This is a genomic window from Mycobacterium sp. NGS40 (assembly GCF_059812735.1).
On record NZ_JCALDG010000002.1, the window covers coordinates 33,906 to 51,880 of the forward strand.

Below are 17,975 nucleotides of genomic sequence, written 5' to 3' on the forward strand. Positions count from 1 at the left end.
GACAGCGGCGACAGTGCCGCGATGCCGGCGCTCGGCAGGCGTCCACACCGCGGAACCGAGCGCCAACGCGCCCAAAGGTACTTGTTCACCGGAGCGTCCCGACGGACCCGTCCGCGTAGCACTATGCCCGCAACCTTTTCTTATTTCAATGACCATTGAAAAAACGGCTGGTTTGATCTACCGTTCTCCTAGGAAGTCAGATGAACGGAGTCGTCATGTCAGGTCTAGCCACAAAGATCGTCGTCGCGGCGGTCCTCGCGTTCACCGCCGTCGCCGCGACCGGATGCGTTCCCACCGCGGCCAGCGTTGAACCGCCACTCGGGGTTGCAGCGGGATAATCTGCACCACCCCGAATATCGTTGCAGTACTTCGTAATACAGGAACAGCCAACCTCTGGTCCTGCCCCGCCGTCGATCGGGCGTTCACCTGCCGGGTGCTACCTGGCGGGTGAACGCCCGCACCCGCTGACCATTTCGCGTCGGGGTGACCGTCACAAAATCCACCATGCCGACTCTCAGCCGGCAGCGGTTTGAGCCCACTCCAACAGCCCATCCACGTTGAGCTGAGGCTGTATTCCTGCGGTGCCCGCCAGACCTGGTGTGCTGCTCAGCCCGGCTAACACGGGCAACGCTCCCGCCGTGCCAGACGACGTGGCGACGACCGGGGCCACGGCGGGGCCGGTGATGACGGTGCCGGAGTTGACGGCGATGACGGATCCGCTGGCGAGGGTGACGTTGGTACCGGCGCCGACTGCGGTGATGGAGCCGCTCGGGACGGTGAAAGTACCAGCGGCGCCCGAGGAGCCAGACAGGACGGTGAAGGTTCCGCTGTCGACGACGCCCGGAACGCCGAAGGAAGCATCGGTGCCGGCGTCGAAGGTAAAGGAAAGTCCGCCGTTGATATTGAAAGTGACGGTCACCTGGGTGACGGCCAAGAACTCGGAATGTGCCGCGAATGTGACCGGGTAGCCGTTGCCGGCGGTGGCGGTGACGCCGATGTCGAGGACGGCTCCGCCGGGCGCGACGTTGGCGGCGCTACCAGCAGGGAGGACGGGGTCGCCGGTGCTGGCGGTCGTGGCGAGTTGCTGGGAGCTGGTTTGTGCGCTGAGTTGCGCCAGTGATTGGGTGCGGGCGCCGGTGGTGTTGGCGGCGGCCTGCGCCACCGCGCTGGATTGGTCACCCGGCCCCGCCGGGTTGGTGGTCTGGGGCGGGTCGTCAAAGGTGGTCAGGGTGCTGGCGATTTCGGAGTCGGCCGCATAGCCGTACATGGCGGTGGCGTCCTGAACCCACATCTGCATGTACTGCGCCTCGGTCGCCGGGGCGTGTCTCATTGACTGTGTAAGTGGTTGGGCCTGAATGGTGGGTGACCACCAGACAGGAGTTCTCAGTTGTCTCAATCTGACTCGCCCAGGGACGATGCGGCTGCCAAGCTGGCCGAGCTGTTGCCGGCGGCGGCGGTGGATGCTTTGTTGGCCGATGCCGAGGCCTCGGGCACGCCGATCGATGGTCCTGACGGACTGTTGGCGCAGATGACCAAGGCGGTGCTCGAACGCGCTTTGGATGTCGAGATCGCCGATCACCTGGGCTATGAGCACGGCGATCCGGCCGGTTATGGCTCGGGTAACTCCCGCAACGGGCGTGGCCGCAAGACCGTGTTGACCACGGCCGGGCCGGTCGAGCTCGAAGTGCCCCGGGACCGCAACGGCACCTTTAGCCCGGTGATCGTGCCCAAGCGTAAACGCCGCTTGGGCCAGGTCGAGGACATGATCTTGTCGCTGTACGCGCGGGGAATGTCCACGCGCGATATCACCGAGCATCTGGCCGAGGTCTACGGCGCCACCGTGTCAGCAGCCACCATCTCGCGAGTCACCGACGTCGTGACCGAGGAGATCGCCGCCTGGCAGTCCCGACCGGTCGATCCGGTCTATCCGATCCTGTATATCGACGCCATCCGCCTCAAAATCCGCGACTCCGGGGTGGTGGCCAACAAGGCCGCCCACGTGGTCATCGGCGTCGATATCGACGGCATCAAGCAGGTCCTGGGGATCTGGATCCAGCAGAGCGAAGGCGCGAAGTTCTGGCACGGGGTGCTCACCGAGCTGCGCAACCGCGGGTGTCGCGACGCGCTGTTCGTGTGCTGCGACGGGTTGAGCGGGCTACCCGAATCGATCGCGGCGGTGTGGCCAGCCGCGGTGATCCAGACCTGCGTGGTGCACCTGCTGCGCTCCTCGATGCGCTATGCCTCCTACACCGAGCGCCGCAAGATGGCCGCCGCGATGCGTCCGATCTACACCGCGCCCACCGAAGAGGCCGCCAAACTCGCCCTCGAGGACTTTCGCGCCCAATGGAAAACCAAATCGCCCGGTGCGGTAGCCGTATGGGATCGCGCCTGGGCCGAATTCGTGCCGTTTCTAGCGTTCCCCGTCGAGATCCGCAAGATTATCTACACCACCAACGCCGTCGAGTCGCTCAACTATCAACTCCGCAAGGTCACCAAGGCCCGCGGCTCGTTCCCCTCGGACGCCGCCGCCCTAAACTGCTCTACCTGGCCATCCGCAACATCAACCAGAAACGAGGATCCCACGGACCAGGAACCTACCGCTGGACCGAAGCCCTGAACACCTTCGCCATCCAATTCCCCGACCGACTCCCCCTATGACCCCAAAGATAAACGGCTACAACAACTTACACAGTTATCTTGACACGCCCGGTCGCCGCGATCGCCGCGGTGTTCTGCCCGAAGAAATTGGTAGCGACCAGCGCGATCAACTGCGCCCGGTTGACCGCGATCACCGGCGGCGGCACCGTCATCGCGAACGCCGCCTCATAAGCCGCCGCCGCCGCCGCGGAGGCCTGAACCCCGGTCTGCGCGGCCTGCGCCGCGGCGGTAGACAGCCACTGCACATACGGTGTGGCCGCGGCGCTCATCAGCACCGACGACGGACCCGACCAGGCCTGACCGGTCAACCCGGCCAGCTGCGCCGCATAACCGCTGGCGGCCGACTCGAGCTGGGCGGCCAATGCGTCCCACCCCGCCGCGGCCGCCAACAACGGCCCCGACCCGGCACCGGCATACATGAGCCCGGAATTGACCTCCGGAGGCAGCAACGCAAAATCCATCAGTCCCGACCTTTCGCGTGCACCACGATTTGTCTACCTTCAGCCGGCAATCGTTTCAGCCCACTCCAGCAGCCCATCCACATTGAGCTGAGGCTGAATGGCCGCGGTGCCCGCCAGGCCCGGCGCGGCCAGCCCGCCCAACGGGGCGGCCCACACTGCGCTCGACGAGCTCGGGACGATGGGAGTGGCGGAGGCGACGGTGACCGAGCCGAACGCGTTGGTGATGGACGCGCCCGCGGGGCCGGCGATGGCGGTGGCGGTGTTTGCGAAGGTCTGGACGGCGGTCTGCCCCACACCGGCACCGGGGAGTGTGGCGGAGCCGTTGACGAGGGTGACCAGGACCTCCTGGAACGACGCGGGAGTCAGCACGACGGGGTTGGCTCCGGCAGTGAAGTCAACGCCTTCCGGAATCAGAACACCGTCCGCGGAGCAGTCGATGATCGTGTGAATTGTGCTGCCGGGGTTCATAATTACCGAGCCGTAGGTGATGAGGTTAGTGCCAGGGCCGGTGACTGTGATCTCGCCGCTATTGATCAACATGCCCGTGTCGGTACCGAGGGTGATGGTGTTGCCCGGCGACACGGTCACGGTCTGGTCCGGAGCAACAGGCCCGGTGAAGTCGGTGGTGGCGGAGCTCAGCGAGTGCATCGTGGCATTGCTGGTGGCCACCTGCCGTGTCGCGTCGCCGGTCGTCTGCGCCGTTGTCTGCGCCATCGTCTGGGCCTGGGCATCCTGCCCCGCCGGGTTGGTGGTCTGGGGCGGATCGTCAAAGGTGGTCAGGGTGCTGGCGATTTCGGAGTCGGCCGCGTAGCCGTACATGGCGGTGGCGTCCTGAACCCACATCTCCCCGTACTGCGCCTCGGTCGCCGCGATCGCCGCGGTGTTCTGCCCGAAGAAGTTGGTGGCGACCAGGGCTATCAGCTGTGCCCGGTTGGCCGCGATCTCCGGCGGGGGCACCGTCATCGCGAACGCCGCCTCATAGGACGCGGCCGCCGCATAGGCCTGAACGCCGGTCTGCGCGGCCTGAGCAGCGGCGGTAGACAGCCACTGCACATACGGTGTGGCCGCGGCGCTCATCAACACCGACGACGGGCCCGACCACGCCTGACCGGTCAACCCAGCCAGCTGCGCCGCATAACCGCTGGCGGCCGACTCGAGCTGGGCGGCCAGTGCGTCCCACCCCGCCGCGGCCTCCAACAACGGCCCCGACCCGGCACCGGCATACATGAGCCCGGAGTTCACCTCCGGAGGCAGCAACGCAAAATCCATGTCGTCAGTCCTCCCGGGCGCGAAGGGATTATTTCAATGATCATTGAATATTTTTTCAACGGCCATAGAATAACCGCGACCCCGTCCGGACGCCAGCAAAACGACGTAAACGTCGGGTGACAGCAAGTGCGGCCAACCCGAAGTCACGGTCGCGACACGAATCTTAAAGTTGTCTCATAAATCTCTTATTTTTCTTAATTTTCGTGTAGCGTATCGCTGCATGGGTTCGACAATGCTCGGCATCGACTCGCCGCACCGGCTCGGCGAACACGCGGTCGTACTGGGCGCCGGAATGGCGGGTTTACTTGCGGCGCGCGTACTTTCGGAGTTCTACAACTCGGTCAGCGTGGTCGAGAGGGACAGGTTGCCCGACTACCCGTGCCATCGCAGGGGTATCCCCCAGGGCCGCCATGTGCATAACTTCCACAGCCGCGGCCTGCAGGTGCTGGAGGAATTGTTTCCCGGGCTGTTAGCGGACCTCGCCCGAGCCGGGGCGGTCGTCGTCGACGACGGCGAGCTGTCGAATTTCTATGTGCGCGTCGGGCGTTATGAGTTCAAGCGGTCCGGCAGATTCGCCGATCCGGACGCACTGGCGCTCTGCCTGGCAAGCCGGCCGTTCGTGGAATTTCATCTGCGCCGACGCGTCAAGGCGTTGGCCAACGTCACGTTCCTCGACGGACACGACGTCGCCGAACTGGTCAACACCTCAGACATCGTCAATGGGGTGCGAATCATCAGGCGCTACAACGGTTTTGTCACGACACTGGACGCCGATCTGGTGGTGGACGCGATGGGCCGGGCCGCGCGCACCCCGGCGTTTTTAGAACGGCTGGGTTTCCCACGGCCCACCGAGGACCGGCAAGTGTCCAGGCTTGGCTACTCGAGCCAACACATAAGTGCCCCCGAGGGATCCATCGCCCAGCGGCTGGTGCTGTTCAATCCGGGTGACGGCAAGCCCGGCGGCCTGTTGCTGGCCTGCGAGCACGACACCTGGATGCTGGCGATCGGCCAGCACACCGAATCCGCAGAGCTGCCAACCGATTTCGCAGAGATGCTCGAGTTGGCCGCGCCGTCCCTCCCCCCGGCCATCGTCGAGGGTCTGCGCCAGGCGCACCCCATCGGGGAAGCCGTCACCTATCGCCACGCCGCCGCGGTCTGGCGGCGCTACGACCAGATGCCCGGCTTCCCTTCGGGTCTGCTGGTGATCGGCGACGCGCTCTGCAGCTTCGACCCGACCCACGGTCAGGGCATGACGATTGCCGCGCTGGAAGCGCTGACCCTGCGCGAGTGCCTGAGCTCCGGTGGCAATACGGCCCTTGCGCCACGCTATTTTCGCGCCACCGCGCGCTACATCGGGGCGACCTGGGTCGCCAATCAGGCCCGGTCGCGAGTCCCTTCCCCGACTCGCGACCGAAAATCCGTCAGAGCACGGCTGCAGGGCCGGCTCTCCAACGCGGCCCTGAACGCCGCCGCCCATGACGTCGTGCTGACCGAACGCTTCTTTCGCGTTTCGAACTTCGTCGACCCGCCGTCGCGGCTGCGCGATCCCGCCCTGCTGCCCCGCATCCTGTGGGGAAACCTGCGGGCGCGATTTTCCCGGAGCAGAAATCGTGCGGCCGCGGCTTCGGTTGTGCCGCAACGGGAGCGGCTTGCTGCGCGAAGCTAGTCGCGCAGCATCTCGGCGACCAGGAACGCCAGCTCCAGCGACTGCTGGGTGTTCAGCCGCGGGTCGCACGCCGTTTCGTAACGGCCGCCCAGATCGTGATCCGAAATGTCTTGTGCCCCACCCAGACACTCGGTGACGTCCTCGCCGGTGATCTCGACGTGGATGCCGCCGGGATGGGTGCCCAGCGCGCGGTGCACCTCGAAGAAGCCCTGCACCTCGTCGACGATGCGGTCGAAGTGCCGGGTCTTGTACCCGGTCGACGACTCATGGGTGTTGCCGTGCATCGGGTCGCACTGCCAGATCACCTGGTGACCGGTTGCCTGCACCTTCTCGATGATCGGCGGCAGCAGGTCGCGGACCTTGTTGTTGCCCATCCGGCTGACCAGCGTGAGCCGGCCCGGCTTGTTGTGCGGGTCGAGACGCTCGACGTACTCCATCGCCAGCTCGGGCGTCATCGTCGGGCCGAGCTTGACGCCGATCGGGTTCGCGATCACCTCCGCGAACGCGACGTGCGCGCCGTCGAGCTGGCGGGTCCGCTCCCCGATCCACACCGTGTGCGCCGACAAGTCGTAGAGCTGCGGGTCGCCGTCTTCACTTTCCGACAGCCGCAGCATCGCGCGCTCGTAGTCGAGCACCAGAGCCTCGTGGCTGGCGTAGATCTCGGCGGTCTGCAGATTGCGGTCGGCCACGCCGCACGCGCTCATGAAGCTCAGCGCGCGGTCGATTTCGGCCGCCAACGCCTCGTACCGGGCACCCGCCGGCGAGGTGCGGACGAACTCCCGGTTCCAGTCGTGCACCCCGTGCAGCGAAGCCAGCCCCGACGACGTCAGCGCCCGCATCAGGTTCATCGCGGCGCTGGCGTTGGCGTAGGCACGGATCAGCCGAGACGGGTCGTGCACGCGCGCAGCGCCATCCGGGGCGAAGCCGTTAATCATGTCGCCGCGGTAGGACTTCAGGCCCAGCGCGTCGATATCGGCCGACCGGGGCTTGGCGTACTGACCCGCGATGCGGGCCACCTTGACCACCGGCAGGCTGGCGCCGTAGGTCAGCACCACCGCCATCTGCAGCAGGGTGCGCACGTTGCCCCGGATGTGTGGCTCGGTGTTGTCGACGAACGTCTCCGCGCAGTCGCCGCCCTGCAGCAGGAAGGCTTCACCCTTGGCGACCTGGGCGAGTTGGTCTTGCAGCCGCACGACTTCGGACGGCACCGTCACCGGCGGAACGCTTTCCAGAACCGTGCGCATCGCGGCGGCCTGCTCGTCGGGCCACGACGGTTGCTGCGCGGCAGGCTTAGCCAATGCAGCGTCCAGCCGCGTCCGCAGGTCAGCGGGCAGCGGCGGCAGCGCCGGCAGCTGGTCGATCGGTACGTCGACGGTCCAGTTCATCGGTCCATGATATCTGTGGCCAGCCAGGGCCAAGGCCATTCGTCAGTCGGGCTGGGGCTGCTTGGCAGGACGCTCACGCGCCCGCATCGTCGCCGGACACTATCAGCCGGAACCGGCGCATCTGATCGCGGGCATCCACCAGCGCATCGTGCACGTCGCGGTGTCGCGGGGGCAGCCGCGGCGATCCCCGGTCCTCCCAGAGCTGGCGCAGCTCCCGGGTGAAGCGCGGAATTGCTTTGGGCAGTCCCGGCATCGGCCCCCACAGCTGGCACAGCGCGACATGGTCGTAGGCCGCCACCCAGGCCCACAGCTCGATCGGTTCGGCGGCCTGGCCGCCGGAAATGCCGAAGAAAGCTTCCAGGTCGTGGCGAATCTGCTTGCGCGAGCGCCACAGCTGCGAAGCGGGCGGCGGCAGCTTGGGCAGCACGTTGGCGCGCACCCAGACCCCGGCGCGTTCGGGATCGAATTCGGTGGACACGGCGTAGTACTCGCGGCCGTCTTCGGCGACCACCCCGATCGAGACCAGCTCGATGGTGCGGCCGTCCTCGATGAATTCGGTGTCGTAGAAGTACCGCACTCCGAAAGGCTAGCTGCCGATCAGGATGGGTTCGGTTCCCTCGGGCGGCGGTGCGGCGTGAACGTCGTGGTCGAGCTGGGCGTCGACCAGGCGTTCGTCGGGCAGCCGCGGCGTGCCGGCGATCGCGCACTGCAGCCACAGCTTGGCCTGCACGACGGGCCGGCGCCATTTACGTTCCCGCTGCAACGCGCGCCGCATCTTGTCCGGCGCCGCGGTGTATCGCCAGCGCGCCCACGGCGCATGCGGACGCGACAGCCGGATCGCCCCGATGACCAGCAAGACCACGATGAACATGCCGAGCAGACCGGTCCACACCTTGCCCTTGAGCACCACCACCACCGCCAGCGGCAGCGTCATCACCATCGTGGCGACCACCGCGGCATGCCAGACGAACGAGTCGGTGCCGTGCCAGAACGGAAAGAAGAACGTCAACGGGTGCAGCCCCATGATCAGCAACCCGGCTACCGCCACGGCGGCGAACACCGCGTCCACCGAGCTGCGGCCGTCCTCTTCCCAGTAGACGTCGGATAGGTGCAGGATCAGCGCGTACTCGTCGAGCACCAACGCCGCGCCGATACCGAAAAATATTGCGGACAGCGTGTTTTCGGGCTCCTGCCCGTTGACCGACAACGTCACCAGCGACACTCCGGAAATCATCACCAGCACCACCCCGAACGTCACGTGGTGGATATGCACTCCCCCGACGTGGACGTTGCGCGGTTGCCACCATCGGGCCGGGCGCCCGGACGCGACCCGGTGCCGGATGAAGCGCACGAAAGTCCGGGTGACGAAGAAGGTCAGGATGAAGGCGACCAGGCAGCAGAGCAGGGGGAGCCGGCCGCCGTGGACGATGTCGTGCGAGAACCAGTGGGCCACCCTGGGCGCGAACCATCCCAACACGCTTGCAACCTACGCCCGCACCTGTGCGCGACGCGGGAGCCGCGCTGCGCGACATCGCGGCCATCGACACCGATTACGCTGATGTACAACATGAGTAATTCGCAGGCGCCCGTTGTGGGCAGCCGACCGGGGCGGGCGTTGTTGTGGGGCGTGTTGTGGCTGCTGGCCGCGGCGGCACTGGGCTACGCGGCCTGGGGCTTGTTCGCGCACACGCCGTACCGCATCGACATCGACATCTATCAAATGGGCGGCCAGACCTGGCTGGACGGACGTCCGCTGTACCGCGGCGACGTGTTGTTCCACACACCGATCGGGCTGAATCTGCCGTTCACCTACCCGCCGCTGGCCGCGATCGTGTTCTGCCCGTTCGCCTGGCTGCACATGCCGGCGGCCAGCGTCGCGATCACGGTGCTGACCCTGGTGCTGCTGATCGTGTCGACCGTCATCGTGCTGACCCGCCTCGACGTGTGGAACACCTCGACGGTGGTGCCCGGGCCGGCCTGGCTGCGCCGCTGGTGGCTGGCCGTCGTGGTGGTGGCGCCGGCCTCGATCTGGCTGGAGCCCATCGCCTCGAACTTCGCGTTCGGCCAGATCAACGTCGTGCTGATGACGCTGGTGATCGCCGACTGCGTGCCGCGCCGCACGCCCTGGCCGCGCGGGCTGCTGCTGGGGCTGGGCATGGCGCTCAAACTCACCCCCGCGGTGTTCCTGCTGTATTTCCTGGTGCGCCGCGACTTCCGCGCCGCACTGACGGCCATGACGTCGTTCGCGATCTGGACGCTCGTCGGGTTCATCCTGGCCTGGGACGACTCCTGGGAGTACTGGACGCACACGGTGCACCACACCGACCGGATCGGCTCCGCGGCGCTGAACACCGACCAGAACATCGCGGGTGCGCTGGCCCGCATCGGGCTTTCCGAGCACCTGCGTTTCCTGCTCTGGGTGGGCCTGTGCCTGGCCGTGCTGGCCTTGACCATCTGGGCGATGCGGCGGGTGTTGCAGGCCGGCGAGACGACGCTCGCGGTCATCTGCGTGGCCCTGTTCGGGCTGATGGTGTCGCCGGTGTCGTGGTCACACCACTGGGTCTGGGTGCTGCCGACGCTGCTGGTGACCGCGATCCTGGGCTGGCGGCGGCGCAACATCGCGCTGGCCGTCGTGACGCTGGCCGGAGTGGCGCTGACGTACATCGACTGGACACCGATCGAGCTGATGCCCAAGCACCATGAGGAGACCGCCAACTGGTGGCGTCAGCTGCTCGGGATGGGCTACGTGTGGTGGGCGCTGGCCGTGCTCGTCACGGTCGGACTCACGGTCACCGCCCGGGTCGCGGGTCGGGATTCGCAGGGGCGCAGTGATTCCGGCACCGGCCACGAGCTATTGCGCGACGTGAACGTCGCGACCTAGCCGGCAGCGGTCTCGGGGATCCGCGCGGCCTCGTCGTCCGGCCCCTGACCGTTGGAGCCGTTGCTGCGGTTCTTGACCGTCGCGGCGTAGACGTCGACGTACTCCTGACCGGACAGACCCATCAGCTCGTAGATGACCTCGTCGGCGACGGCCCGCTCGATGAACCGGTTACCGGCCAGGCCCTCGAATCGGGAGAAGTCCATCGGCTTGCCGAACCGGACCGTCACCTTGCCGAAGCGCAGCATCGTGGTGCCCGGCGGGTTGACGACGTCGGTGCCGATCATCGCGACCGGGATCACCGGCACCCCGGTCTCCAGCGCCAGCCGGGCCAGTCCGGTCTTGCCCTTGTACAGCCTGCCGTCGGGCGACCGGGTGCCCTCGGGGTACATGCCCATCAACTTGCCCTCGCCCAGCAGCCGCTGGGCGGTTTGCAGTGCGGCCTGTGCGGCGTCGGCGTTGGTGCGGTCGATCGGCACCTGGCCCACGGCGGTGAAAAACCAGCGGCTCAACCAGCCCTTGATTCCGGTGCCGGTGAAATATTCGGACTTCGCCAGGAAGGTGATGCGCCGCCGCACCACCAACGGCAAGAAGAAGCTGTCCATCACCGCGAGGTGGTTACTGGCCAAGATCGCCGGGCCCGTGCTCGGAACATATTGCAGGCCTTCGACTTTCGGCCGGCCAAGCAATTGCAGCAGCGGACCCAGGAGGATGTACTTGAATAGCCAGTACGCCATGGCCCTCCCTCTCGCCCGAAACCCGCCGGTGTTCTGCGCCAACTGTACCCATCCGCGACGGAGGGGACCACATTCAAACCCTGAGGATCAATCTTCGATTGTGACCGCGATGGGCTGGTAGCGAGTCCGCACCTGCGCCTCGCCCGCGGGGGCGCCCTCGGCCGCCGCCGCGCCGCCGGGCGGACCGTCCGGAGGCGGTGGCGGTGTTGGCCCGGACGACCGGTCGAGGTCGTCAACGATCGCGCGGATCACCTCGAGCAGCGCGATGCTGTGATCGGCGATCACGGTCAGCAGCGGGTGCTGATCGCCGGTCGCCAGCGCGGCCAGCGCGCACACCGGACACCAGATCTGCTGACACTTGCCGGTGCCGACGCCGTTGCCCGCGGTCATCGCCGCGGCCATGCGCACGGCGGGATCGATTCCGTTCAGAATCGCCTCGGCCAGTTTGCGTAGTTCGGGTGCGATATCGGGGTGCGGCTTGTTCACTTGGGCCACACCTCCGGATCTGGTCGAAAACGAACTGTCAGCTCACCGCCCCGCAGATGCGCGTCGAGCACCGTGCACCGCCGTAGTACCGACGCCAACCGAACCCGGCGCCGCAACCCGCCGGCGCTGATGATCAGGTCGTCGTCCACCCGGCCCAGGGACAGCGATCCGGGGTCGAGCTGGGGCAACGTTAGCCGCATCCGGTAGATCGACCCAAGTCCCGACCCCGACTCGAGATCCACAATAGGACGCAACGGTCCTGGTGGGGCGGCTCCACGCCGAAGACGCGCGCTGTCGAGCAACCCGCCCAGCGCCTTGGGTCCGATCGGCTCACCCGCCAAGTGCGGGGTCATCACGAGCGCCACGTCACCGATCGTGGCATCGAGCTCCTCGAGCACCGCGCGCTGCTCGGAGATCCGCTCGCCGTACCAGTAGAACGCCGGGTGCTCGGGCAGGTTGCGGTACTCGTAGGACTCGTCCTCGACCAGAACCTGGTTGATGATCAGCTCCTCGACCCGCACCCCCATCAGCGACAACGAGCCCAGCGTCCGGACCGCTTCGGCGGCCACCACGCGCTCGGGCGTCAGCACCAGGTGCGCGCTGACCAGATCCCCGTCGGTGAGCAGTGCGCTGAGCCGCTCGACGCTGGAGCTGATGCGTTCCATCAGCTCCACCACCGCGGCCGAGCGGGCGTCGTCGGCGGTGATGGACAGCCGGCGATGGCGCGGCCAGGCGCGCTCGACGTAGAGCCCGAACGTGGCCGGCAGCGTCAGCATGCGCAGCGCGTCCGCGGTCGAGGCGCAGTCGACGACGACGCGATCCCATCGTCCCGACGCCGCGAGTTCGCCGACCGCGTGCAGGCCGAGCACCTCCTGGATGCCCGGCAACGCCGAAAGTTCTTCGGGGGCAATACTACTCAGCTCGGAGTCGGGGAACCGGCGATCCAGCGCGGTGACCACCTCATGCCAGCGGGCCTCGAGCAGGGCTAACGTGTCCAGCGCCAGCGCGTCGAGCAATCCCGTCTCGGCGGCTCCCCCAGTTTCCAGGCCGGCAAGCACCCGAACCGGTTCGCCGCGTCCGTTCGGCGGGACCGGGATGCCGAGCACGTCGCCCAGCGAGTGCGCCTGGTCGGTTGAGACCACCAGCACGCGCTGCCCTTCGATCGCGTCACAGACCGCGGTGGCAGCAGCGAGGGTGGATTTTCCTACCCCACCCTTCCCCACGAAGAGGCTGATCCGGGCGCCGGTAACGGGCGGGGTGGGTGAAACGGACTCACTCAGCCTCGACTCGTTTCTTCAGATCCTTCAATGCGGTGTCGGTCAGCCGGCGCTCGGCCTTGCGCTTGAGCAACCCGATCATCGGGATGGCCAGATCGACCGAGAGTTCGTAGGTGACATCTGTCCCAGAATCCTTGGCCGCCAACCGATATGACCCTTCGAGCGAGCGCAGCAGCGAGCTGGAGACCAGGGTCCAGCTCAGCGACTTGTGATCGGCCGGCCACTGGTAGGACATCACCATGGTGTCCTTGATGACACCGGCGTCCATCACGAAGCGCACGGTCTTCGGGTAGCCGTCGGCCCCGCGCTCCTGAACCTCGGCTTCCTTATACTCCGAGATCCAGTCCGGGTACGAATCGATGTCGGCGATCACCTGCAACACCGTGCCGGGGTCTGCCTCGATGTGAATCGTCTGGGTCGTCTTTTCCGCCACCTGGCCGCTACCTTCTCTCCGCAAGGGGGCACACGCCGGTCCTCTCCGGTAGTACCCCGCCTTTGGACCGAAACGCTACTCTCCGGGCGAACCTTGACCGGAGTTAAGCTACCGGAGAAACGCCGACCGGTCGTGACCGTTCCACTGTCGCCTTGACCTCGAAAGCCATCTTCTTACCCGCCACCCGACGGCGGTGCGTCATTTTCGCCAAGTTCAGTTTGGCCAGCTGGTAGGCCGCCACGCCAGTGGGTTCGGCGTGCACAAAGTAGTGCAGCACAACCCCGTCCAGCGAGGGCTCCAGCCACACCTCCATCGTGCCGGTCAGCGCCCCGGTGACCGTCCAGCGAATTCCCTTTTCGGCCCGGTCCTCGACGACCTGTAGCCGCAGATCCGGCCACCACCGTCTCCAGCACGCCCGGTCGCCGATCGCGGCGCCGACCAGTGCACCGTCGGCGGCCACGTAGGTCTGGTCCGCGATCTGGATGCTGTGCATCGTGTCAGCTTCACATATCAATATCCGAGGCACGTCGCCGAGGGCGCACCGCAACAAAGCGGCCGCCCAACCGACTGCTTGGTTGCTGCGCGAATACCGCGATTAGTCTGAGTTACAGCAAGCCGGCCACCAGTCACCAGATCAATCGGAGTCAAAAGAGTGCGTGAGTACAGCGTTCCTGCCCGCTTCTCCGTCGGCGAGCACGACAACATCGCGGCCATGGTCTTCGAGCACGAGCGCGACGACCCCAGCTTGGTCATCTATCAACGTCAGATCGACGGGGTGTGGACCGACGTCACCTGCGCCGAGGCCGCCCAGCAGATCCGCTCCGCTGCATTGGGCCTGATCTCGCTGGGCGTGGAACCCGGCGACCGGGTGTCGATCTTCTCGGCCACCCGCTACGAGTGGGCGATCCTCGACCTGGCCATCCTGTCGATCGGCGCCGTCACCGTGCCGATCTACGAGACTTCGTCGGCCGAGCAGGTGCGCTGGGTGCTGAAGGACTCCGAAGCCGTGGTGGCGTTCGCCGAAACCGACGCGCACGCCGCGACGGTCACCGAGCTCACCGGCGAACTTCCCGCCCTGCGCCGGGTGCTGCACATCGACGGGTCGGGCCCCAAGGCGCTCGACCAGCTCGTCGAGGCCGGCGCGTCGGTCGACCCCGAGCAGCTGACCGCTCGCCAAGCGGCGCTGCGCTCGGAGCATCCCGCGACGCTGATCTACACGTCCGGGACCACCGGACGTCCCAAAGGGTGCCAGCTCACCCATTCCAACCTGCTCTACGAGACACGGGGTGCCAAGGAGTGTCTGCCAACCCTGCTGGACGAGGGGCAACGGCTGTTGATCTTCCTGCCCCTGGCCCATGTGCTGGCCCGCTCGCTGACCCTGTCCGCGTTCGCCAACAAGGTGACATGTGGGTTCACCAGCGACATCAAGAACCTGCTGCCGATGTTCGCGGTGTTCAAGCCGACGGTCGTGGTCTCGGTGCCGCGGGTGTTCGAGAAGGTCTACAACACCGCCGAGCAGAACGCCGCCAACGACGGCAAGGGGCCGATCTTCGCGCGCGCCGTGCAAACCGCGGTCGACTGGAGCGAGGCGCAGGAAAACGGCGGGCCCGGGCTGCTGCTGCGCGCCAAGCACGCGCTGTTCGACCGGTTGGTCTACCACAAGCTGCGCGCCGCGCTGGGCGGCGACTGCCACGCGTCGGTGTCCGGCGGCGCGCCGCTGGGCGCCCGGCTGGGGCACTTCTACCGGGGTGTGGGCCTGACCATCCACGAGGGGTACGGCCTGACCGAGACCAGCTCGGCGATCACGGTCAACCAGGTCGGCAGGGTCAAGATCGGGACCGTCGGAACGCTGTTGCCGGGCAACAGCATGCGCATCGCCGACGACGGTGAACTGTTGGTGCGCGGCGGCGTGGTGTTCAGCGGCTACTGGCGCAACGAGCAGGCCACCGCCGAGGCGTTCGCAGACGGCTGGTTCAAAACCGGCGACCTCGGCGCGCTCGACGAGGACGGCTTCCTGAAGATCACCGGCCGTAAGAAGGAGATCATCGTTACCGCCGGCGGCAAGAACGTCGCGCCCGCCGTGCTGGAAGACCAACTGCGGGCGCACCCGTTGATCAGCCAGGCGATGGTGGTCGGGGACGCCAAACCCTTTGTCGGAGCACTGATCACGATCGATCCGGAGGCATTCGACAGCTGGAAGCAGCGCAACAGCAAGGGCGAGGGCTCGTCCGTCGGCGATCTGGCCACGGATCCGGATCTGGTCGCCGAGATCGACGCCGCGGTCAAGCAGGCCAACCTGTCGGTGTCGCATGCCGAATCGATCCGCAAGTTCCGCATCCTGCCGGTCGACTTCACCGAGGACACCGGCGAGCTGACCCCGACGATGAAGCTCAAACGCAACGTGGTGGCCGAGAAGTTCGCCTCCGACATCGAGGCGCTCTACGAGAAGGACTAGCGGGCCGCTGCGCGGCCCACATCGTCGGCTCGCCAGACCGGATTTCTCGCCTCCTCAGCGGGCCGCCGCGTGGCCCACATCGTCGGCTCGCCAGACCGGATTTCTCGCCTCCTCAGCGGGCCGCCGCGCGGCCCACATCGTCGGCTCGCCAGACCGGATTTCTCGCCTCCTCAGCGGGCCGCCGCGCGGCCCACATCGTCGGCTCGGAGAAGATCGGCCAGCCGCGCCGCCAGCGTGTCCCAGCGCCAGTTCGTGGTCACCCAATCGCGTCCGGCCGCGCCCATCAGCGCGGCCCGGTCCGGATCGGCCAGCAGTTCGGTGACGGCGTCGCCGATCATGCGCACCGAGTTCCCGTCGACGACGAGTCCAGTCTTGTTGTGCTGCACGGCTTCTGGAGCTCCGCCCGAATCGCCGGCGATCACCGGGACGCCGGTCGCCGAGGCCTCCAGGAAAACGATGCCGAGGCCCTCGACGTCCATGCCCGCGCCGCGGGTGCGGCACGGCATCGCGAAGACGTCGGCCAGTGCGTAGTGGGCGGGCAGTTCGGCCGAGGGCACCGCGCCGGTGAAGGTCACGTGGTCGGCCACGCCGCAACTCTGGGCCAGCTTGCGCAGGGCGTCCAGGTACGGGCCGCTGCCGACGATCACCAGGGCGGCGCCATCGACGCGTTCCCGGATCGAGGGCAGCGCCTTGATCAGCATGTCCTGGCCCTTGCGCGGGACCAGGCGGGACAAGCACACGACGGTGGGCCGCTCGCCCAGTCCGTAGCGGTTGCGCAGCTCGGTGCGCCCGGCGGGGTCCGGGCGGAACCGGTCGGTGTCGACTCCCGACGGCAGGTATTCCAGCGACGCCGCGGGCCCGAACGCCGTCGCGAACCGGGACCGGGTATAGCGGCTGACGAACGTCACCACGTCGGTGTCGTTGCCGATGCGACGCAGCACCGACCGCGCCACCGGAAGCATCGACCAGCCCACCTCATGACCGTGCGTGCTGGCCAGCACCCGGGTGGCACCGGCCTGCCGGGCCCGCGCCGCCAGCAGCGCCAGCGGTGCGGCCGCGCCGAACCACACGGTGTCGATGCCGTGGTCGCCGATCAACCGTCGCATCCGGGCATCGACGGCCGGCCCCGGCAGCATCAGCGTCCCCGGATGTCGCACCACCCGATAGCCGGCCGCTTCGGCGTCGAAGGCGTCCGCGCCCTTCCATTGCGGCGCGTACACCAGCACCGCATGCGACCCGGTGCTCACCAGCCGGCCGACGAATTCGCGCAGGTAGGACTGGATGCCGCCACGCCGCGGCGGAAAGTCGTTGGTTACCAGCAGAACCCGGCTCACTTGCCTTAGGCTAGCCTGGCGACGATGCAGAGCGCGCAGCGGTCTGAGGTGGGGGTACCCCCAGCCGCGAGGGGGCGAGTCGGGCAATTAGGCCCCGCCGACCATCCATTGCTGCCAGCGCGCGAGCAGGCCTGCCGGGTCGATGTCCAGCACGTCGCGGCCGGCGGTGTACGGGTCGGCATGGGTGACGCCGCAGACGGCGAGATAGTAGGCACGCAGCTTCGGCGTCCCGAAGGTATCGGCGACGAAGCGGGCGAACCACCAGGCACGGTCGTAGGCCAGCGAGCGCTGCGGCCCCGGGGTGTCCAGGTCGAAGTCCGACGGCAGCGACACGGGCCGCGAGCGCTGTCCGGCGGGGACCGGGCCACTGGGCCGGGCAATGAAATCGGCGACGCCTTCAGCCAGCCATCGCGGCGCGTCGAGCGCGGTGCCGGCGCGTGCCGCGTAATGAAAAAGCTCGTGTGTCAACACAATTCGCAACGCCGAGTCGCTCATGCCGGTAGCACCGGGGGCGAACACGATCCGCTGGCCGACCACCACCCGATGCGCGGGATCGATGCGATCCGCGACGGTGATCGCGGCGATGTCCGCCCACTGCTCCGGCGATCCGCCACCGGCGGCGGCGCGGAACTGGTCGTCGGAGCCGGCGACCACTACCGAGATGTCGGGCGACCAGTCGGCTCCCCAGAATGCCTCGACCTTGTCGATCGCGGTGGGTATCTCGGCTGCGATACGGGCCAGCAGGCGGTCCGCGGCCGCACCGCCCAGGCCGATCAGCCGGACCTGGCGGTCACCGACGATCAGCGGCGCCCGCCCGGCGATCGGTTGGGTGCGCGCGGGCACGACCAGCTGTGCGGGTCTTATCCGGCCGTCGCGGGCATTCAGCGGGACGGCGGCCGCGACCACGATCTCAACGACGAAGACCCAGGCCAGCAG

Annotated in this window: 15 protein-coding genes and 3 pseudogenes; 5 read left to right on the plus strand and 13 right to left on the minus strand. The window is 67.3% G+C overall.

Going from position 1 to position 17,975, the window contains the following annotated elements; genetic code table 11:
• Positions 1–215: 215 nt before the first annotated feature.
• Entirely contained in the window at positions 216–338 is a 123-nt protein-coding gene (locus tag AC5Y5O_RS03625; protein ID WP_279304506.1) for a hypothetical protein, read from the plus strand.
• A 176-nt stretch (positions 339–514) separates the two neighbouring features.
• Here AC5Y5O_RS03625 and AC5Y5O_RS03630 read toward each other — a convergent pair whose 3' ends face one another.
• On the minus strand, positions 515–1,330 hold the full coding sequence (locus AC5Y5O_RS03630) for a PPE domain-containing protein (protein ID WP_500023798.1): 816 nt from the start codon (positions 1,328–1,330) through the stop codon (positions 515–517).
• Positions 1,331–1,429: 99 nt separating this feature from the next.
• On the opposite strand from AC5Y5O_RS03630, the pseudogene AC5Y5O_RS03635 reads away from it, so the two are divergent.
• Positions 1,430–2,658, plus strand: a pseudogene (locus AC5Y5O_RS03635) (IS256 family transposase).
• A 50-nt stretch (positions 2,659–2,708) separates the two neighbouring features.
• Here the strand turns inward: AC5Y5O_RS03635 and AC5Y5O_RS03640 are convergent.
• Together AC5Y5O_RS03640 and AC5Y5O_RS03645 are read right to left on the minus strand one after the other, a co-directional pair.
• Positions 2,709–3,119: pseudogene (locus AC5Y5O_RS03640) on the minus strand (PPE family protein); the annotation flags it as partial.
• Positions 3,120–3,158: 39 nt separating this feature from the next.
• Positions 3,159–4,388, minus strand: a complete 1,230-nt coding sequence (locus AC5Y5O_RS03645) for a PPE family protein (RefSeq protein ID WP_500023800.1) — start codon at positions 4,386–4,388, stop codon at positions 3,159–3,161.
• 220 nt (positions 4,389–4,608) lie between these two features.
• On the opposite strand from AC5Y5O_RS03645, the gene AC5Y5O_RS03650 reads away from it, so the two are divergent.
• Complete coding sequence (locus tag AC5Y5O_RS03650) at positions 4,609–6,054, plus strand: FAD-dependent oxidoreductase (RefSeq protein WP_500023802.1); 1,446 nt, start codon at positions 4,609–4,611, stop codon at positions 6,052–6,054.
• Here AC5Y5O_RS03650 and AC5Y5O_RS03655 read toward each other — a convergent pair.
• The 3 genes from AC5Y5O_RS03655 to AC5Y5O_RS03665 all read right to left on the minus strand — a co-directional run bounded on the left by AC5Y5O_RS03655 (position 6,051) and on the right by AC5Y5O_RS03665 (position 8,892).
• A complete protein-coding gene (locus tag AC5Y5O_RS03655; RefSeq protein WP_096288620.1) occupies positions 6,051–7,439 on the minus strand; it encodes a class II 3-deoxy-7-phosphoheptulonate synthase in 1,389 nt (462 codons plus the stop codon). The two genes, AC5Y5O_RS03650 and AC5Y5O_RS03655, sit on opposite strands and share 4 nt — an antisense overlap.
• Before the next feature lie 73 nt (positions 7,440–7,512).
• Complete coding sequence (locus tag AC5Y5O_RS03660) at positions 7,513–8,016, minus strand: polyadenylate-specific 3'-exoribonuclease AS (RefSeq protein ID WP_096288622.1); 504 nt, start codon at positions 8,014–8,016, stop codon at positions 7,513–7,515.
• A gap of 9 nt (positions 8,017–8,025) precedes the next feature.
• Positions 8,026–8,892 (minus strand): hypothetical protein, encoded by an 867-nt coding sequence (locus AC5Y5O_RS03665; protein WP_500024117.1) that lies wholly within the window; start codon positions 8,890–8,892, stop codon positions 8,026–8,028.
• Positions 8,893–9,006: 114 nt separating this feature from the next.
• Between AC5Y5O_RS03665 and AC5Y5O_RS03670 the strand changes: the two are divergent.
• Positions 9,007–10,306: pseudogene (locus tag AC5Y5O_RS03670) on the plus strand (glycosyltransferase 87 family protein).
• A gap of 10 nt (positions 10,307–10,316) precedes the next feature.
• On the opposite strand, the gene AC5Y5O_RS03675 reads toward AC5Y5O_RS03670, so the two are convergent.
• The 5 genes from AC5Y5O_RS03675 to AC5Y5O_RS03695 form a co-directional block, all read right to left on the minus strand.
• Positions 10,317–11,054: a lysophospholipid acyltransferase family protein gene (locus AC5Y5O_RS03675; protein ID WP_500023805.1), complete on the minus strand. Its 738-nt coding sequence runs from the start codon at positions 11,052–11,054 to the stop codon at positions 10,317–10,319.
• A gap of 87 nt (positions 11,055–11,141) precedes the next feature.
• Positions 11,142–11,540 (minus strand): hypothetical protein, encoded by a 399-nt coding sequence (locus AC5Y5O_RS03680; protein WP_096288628.1) that lies wholly within the window; start codon positions 11,538–11,540, stop codon positions 11,142–11,144.
• Positions 11,537–12,820, minus strand: coding sequence for an ArsA family ATPase (locus AC5Y5O_RS03685; protein WP_500024118.1), 1,284 nt, complete (start codon positions 12,818–12,820; stop codon positions 11,537–11,539). The genes AC5Y5O_RS03680 and AC5Y5O_RS03685 overlap by 4 nt, the downstream gene beginning before the upstream one ends.
• Positions 12,813–13,250: an SRPBCC family protein gene (locus tag AC5Y5O_RS03690; protein WP_096288632.1), complete on the minus strand. Its 438-nt coding sequence runs from the start codon at positions 13,248–13,250 to the stop codon at positions 12,813–12,815. The genes AC5Y5O_RS03685 and AC5Y5O_RS03690 overlap by 8 nt, the downstream gene beginning before the upstream one ends.
• A 103-nt stretch (positions 13,251–13,353) precedes the next feature.
• Complete coding sequence (locus AC5Y5O_RS03695; RefSeq protein WP_096288634.1) at positions 13,354–13,743, minus strand: polyketide cyclase / dehydrase and lipid transport; 390 nt, start codon at positions 13,741–13,743, stop codon at positions 13,354–13,356.
• A 159-nt stretch (positions 13,744–13,902) separates the two neighbouring features.
• Between AC5Y5O_RS03695 and AC5Y5O_RS03700 the strand changes: the two genes are divergently transcribed.
• Entirely contained in the window at positions 13,903–15,705 is a 1,803-nt protein-coding gene (locus AC5Y5O_RS03700) for an AMP-dependent synthetase/ligase (protein WP_500023808.1), read from the plus strand.
• A 170-nt stretch (positions 15,706–15,875) separates the two neighbouring features.
• Here the strand turns inward: AC5Y5O_RS03700 and pimB are convergent, their stop codons facing one another.
• Both pimB and AC5Y5O_RS03710 read right to left on the minus strand, forming a co-directional pair.
• Positions 15,876–17,039 carry a GDP-mannose-dependent alpha-(1-6)-phosphatidylinositol monomannoside mannosyltransferase gene (pimB, locus tag AC5Y5O_RS03705; RefSeq protein WP_500023810.1) on the minus strand — a complete coding sequence of 388 codons (1,164 nt, stop codon included), beginning with the start codon at positions 17,037–17,039 and terminating at the stop codon, positions 15,876–15,878.
• 87 nt (positions 17,040–17,126) lie between these two features.
• Positions 17,127–17,975, minus strand: a complete 849-nt coding sequence (locus tag AC5Y5O_RS03710; protein ID WP_500024119.1) for a hypothetical protein — start codon at positions 17,973–17,975, stop codon at positions 17,127–17,129.